We start from the raw sequence: 2,787 nt of genomic DNA, 5'->3' as shown, positions 1-2,787 counted from the left end.
TTTACCAAAATGCACGGCCTGGGCAATGACTTTGTCGTGATCGACGGCGTGACCCAGAAGGTGCGCTTGAGCACGGAGAAAATCCGTACCCTGGCGGATCGGCATTTCGGTGTCGGTTGCGATCAGGTATTGCTGGTGGAAACGCCGACCCGACCCGATATCGATTTTCGTTACCGTATATTCAATGCCGATGGCGGCGAGGTGGAAAACTGTGGCAACGGCGCCCGTTGCTTCGCCCGCTTTGTGCTGGAGCGCAAGCTGACCGGTAAGCGGTCCATCAAAGTGGAAACCGCCGGTGGCGACATGACGTTGAAAATCACCGAGCAGGGGCAGGTTCAGGTCGATATGGGCGTACCCCGCCTGAGCCCGGAGGAGATTCCCTTTCAGGCGGACGCCGAAGCGATCCGTTACGACCTGGTGCTGCCAGAGCAGACTTTGGATATCTCGGCGGTCTCCATGGGTAATCCCCACGCGGTGTTGATGGTCAACAAGGTCGACAGTGCCCCCGTGGAAACCCTGGGGCCGCTGATTGAGAGCCACGAGCGTTTCCCGCGTCGGGTCAATGCCGGCTTTATGCAGATGGTCTCTCCCAGTGAGATCAACCTGCGGGTGTACGAACGCGGCGCCGGGGAAACCCTGGCCTGCGGCACTGGCGCCTGTGCCGCAGTGGTGGCCGGACGGTTGCGTCAGTTGTTGGACGAAACCGTCAAGGTCAACCTGCCCGGCGGCAGCCTGAGCATCACCTGGCCCGGCCCCGGCCACTCGGTTATCATGACCGGACCCGCCACCACGGTGTTTCACGGACAGGTAAAAATATAAGGCCTTTATGAGCGAGCAAAGCACCGAAGCCAGCCAATTGACCGACGAGCAGGTTGCCCAATACCTGGAAGCGCATCCGGACTTTTTTGTTCAGCATCGCAAACTGCTCGCCGACCTGGAGCTGCCCCACGAAAGTGGTCCGGCGGTCTCTCTGGTAGAGCGTCAGGTGTCGGTACTGCGCGAGCGCAATATGGACATGCGCCACCGGCTGAGCAAACTGCTGGACAACGCCCGGGAAAACGACAAGCTGTTCGACAAAACCAAGCGTCTGGTGCTGGCCCTGCTTGAAGGTCGGGACATGGGCGATATCATCGACGCCTTGTGTTTCAGCTTTGACCAGGACTTCAATATTCACTACACCAGCATCCTGCTGTTCGGTCACGAAGATCGCGTTCCCAGCAGCCAGGCACGGGTGGTTACCATCGGCGAGGCGCGCCAGCACATCGCGCCCCTGCTGAAAAACAACCGCGCCATGTGCGGCACGCTGGGCGAAGGCGAGCTCCAGTTTCTGTTTGGCGACAACGCCCATCAGATTGGCTCCGTCGCCACCGTTCCATTGGTGCATGGCAATGCCTACGGCCTGCTCGCCATCGGCAACCGCGACCCCCACTACTACCGCTCCAGCATGGGCACCCTGTTCCTCGGCTACATCGCCGAAGTCCTCAACCGCTTGCTCCCCGAACACCTCCCGCGCTAATCTAGCACCGGAGTCTCCGTAGGGCGGATAAGCCAAAGGCGCATCCGCCGTTCCCTATATAGCGGACAGCACCCATGCCCCACCCTTTCTCAACCGAACGCACCGCCTTCCTCACCTACCTGCGCACGGAAAAACACCTCTCCCCGCGCACCGAAGACGCCTACGCCCGGGACCTGGACAAATTCCTCGCCTACTGCGAAACCCGGCAGATCAATGACCTTTCGGCGATCACTGTCCACCACTTGCGGGAAAACCTGGCCTCACTGCACCGCAAAGGCCTCAGAGGTAAAAGCCTGCGCCGGTGGCTCTCCTCACTGCGCGCCTTCTTCCGTTTCGGCATCCGTCGCGGCTGGCTGAAAACCAACCCCGCCGACGGCCTGCAGGCCCCCAAGGTAGAAAAGAAACTACCTAAAGTATTGGATGTGGATCAGGCCGGGCAATTCGTGGAAGTGAAGGACGAAGGATTTCTGGGCAAACGCGACCGCGCCCTGCTGGAGCTGATCTACTCCTCCGGGCTGCGCCTGGCGGAGGCGGTGGGCCTCAACCTGAACGACATCGACCTGCGCGAAGGCGCCGTCACGGTCACCGGTAAAGGCAATAAAACCCGGCAATTGCCGGTGGGCCAACAGGCCCGCGATGCCGTAAAAGCCTGGCTACCGGAGCGCGCCCTGGTGGCGCCCCCGGGCGAAACCGCGCTGTTTATCGGCCAGCGCGGCAAGCGCCTTACGCCCCGCGCCGTGCAACTGAGAATGCAGCAGCTCAGCATCCGACAGAACATGGACGAGCCGGTCCATCCCCACATGCTCCGCCACTCCTTCGCCAGCCATATGCTCGAATCCAGCGGCGATCTGCGTCTGGTGCAGGAACTGTTGGGTCACGCCAACATTTCCACGACCCAGGTGTATACCCATCTGGATTTTCAGCATCTGGCGAAGGTTTACGATAAGGCGCATCCGCGGGCAAACAAAAAATCAAAATAGTCAGAGTCGTTTGATTAGCAGGCTGGCTTTCAAGGAGAAGAAATTTTCTCCCGAACCGCCATCAACATTTTCCCATACTGATTCTCGCCCCGAAGATCCCTTCCGAGTCCCCAGAAATAATCGTACTGACTCACATCAACAATCTTCTTATCGCCCGTCGCCAACAATGCTTCGGAGAACTCCGGATACATCTGGCATTGAGTATAAATGGCGCGGGTCATGACCACGGTACGCACCCTGTCCCAGTCGGGGCGGGGTCGCTTGAGCCAGCCTCTACCGATGCGTCTTGCC

Annotated in this window: 4 protein-coding genes; 3 read left to right on the top strand and 1 reads right to left on the bottom strand. The window is 59.7% G+C overall.

Going from position 1 to position 2,787, the window contains the following annotated elements; all coding sequences use genetic code 11:
• The 3 genes from dapF to xerC all read left to right on the top strand — a co-directional run.
• Positions 1 to 819: diaminopimelate epimerase (dapF, locus tag B3520_RS01800; RefSeq protein ID WP_286875206.1), on the top strand; the 819-nt coding region annotated here is incomplete at its 5' end.
• Positions 820 to 826: 7 nt separating this feature from the next.
• On the top strand, positions 827 to 1,516 hold the full coding sequence (locus tag B3520_RS01795) for a DUF484 family protein (RefSeq protein ID WP_123638702.1): 690 nt from the start codon (positions 827 to 829) through the stop codon (positions 1,514 to 1,516).
• 74 nt (positions 1,517 to 1,590) lie between these two features.
• The gene (gene xerC / locus B3520_RS01790) at positions 1,591 to 2,496 is read left to right on the top strand and encodes a tyrosine recombinase XerC (RefSeq protein ID WP_286804724.1); all 906 of its coding nucleotides are present in this window, start codon (positions 1,591 to 1,593) and stop codon (positions 2,494 to 2,496) included.
• A 29-nt stretch (positions 2,497 to 2,525) separates the two neighbouring features.
• On the opposite strand, the gene B3520_RS01785 is transcribed toward xerC, so the two are convergent.
• Positions 2,526 to 2,787: NADAR family protein (locus B3520_RS01785; protein WP_286875203.1), on the bottom strand; the 262-nt coding region annotated here is incomplete at its 5' end.

Source organism: Marinimicrobium sp. UBA4509, from assembly GCF_002388575.1.
In the GTDB taxonomy this organism is placed as follows: domain Bacteria; phylum Pseudomonadota; class Gammaproteobacteria; order Pseudomonadales; family Cellvibrionaceae; genus Marinimicrobium; species Marinimicrobium koreense.
This window is presented reverse-complemented; position numbering and strand designations above follow the sequence as displayed.

Coding starts and splice junctions, on each gene's coding strand:
- B3520_RS01795 (WP_123638702.1), top strand. CDS start 827: ATGAGCGAGCAAAGCACCGAAGCCAGCCAATTGACCGACGAGCAGGTT.
- xerC (WP_286804724.1), top strand. CDS start 1,591: ATGCCCCACCCTTTCTCAACCGAACGCACCGCCTTCCTCACCTACCTG.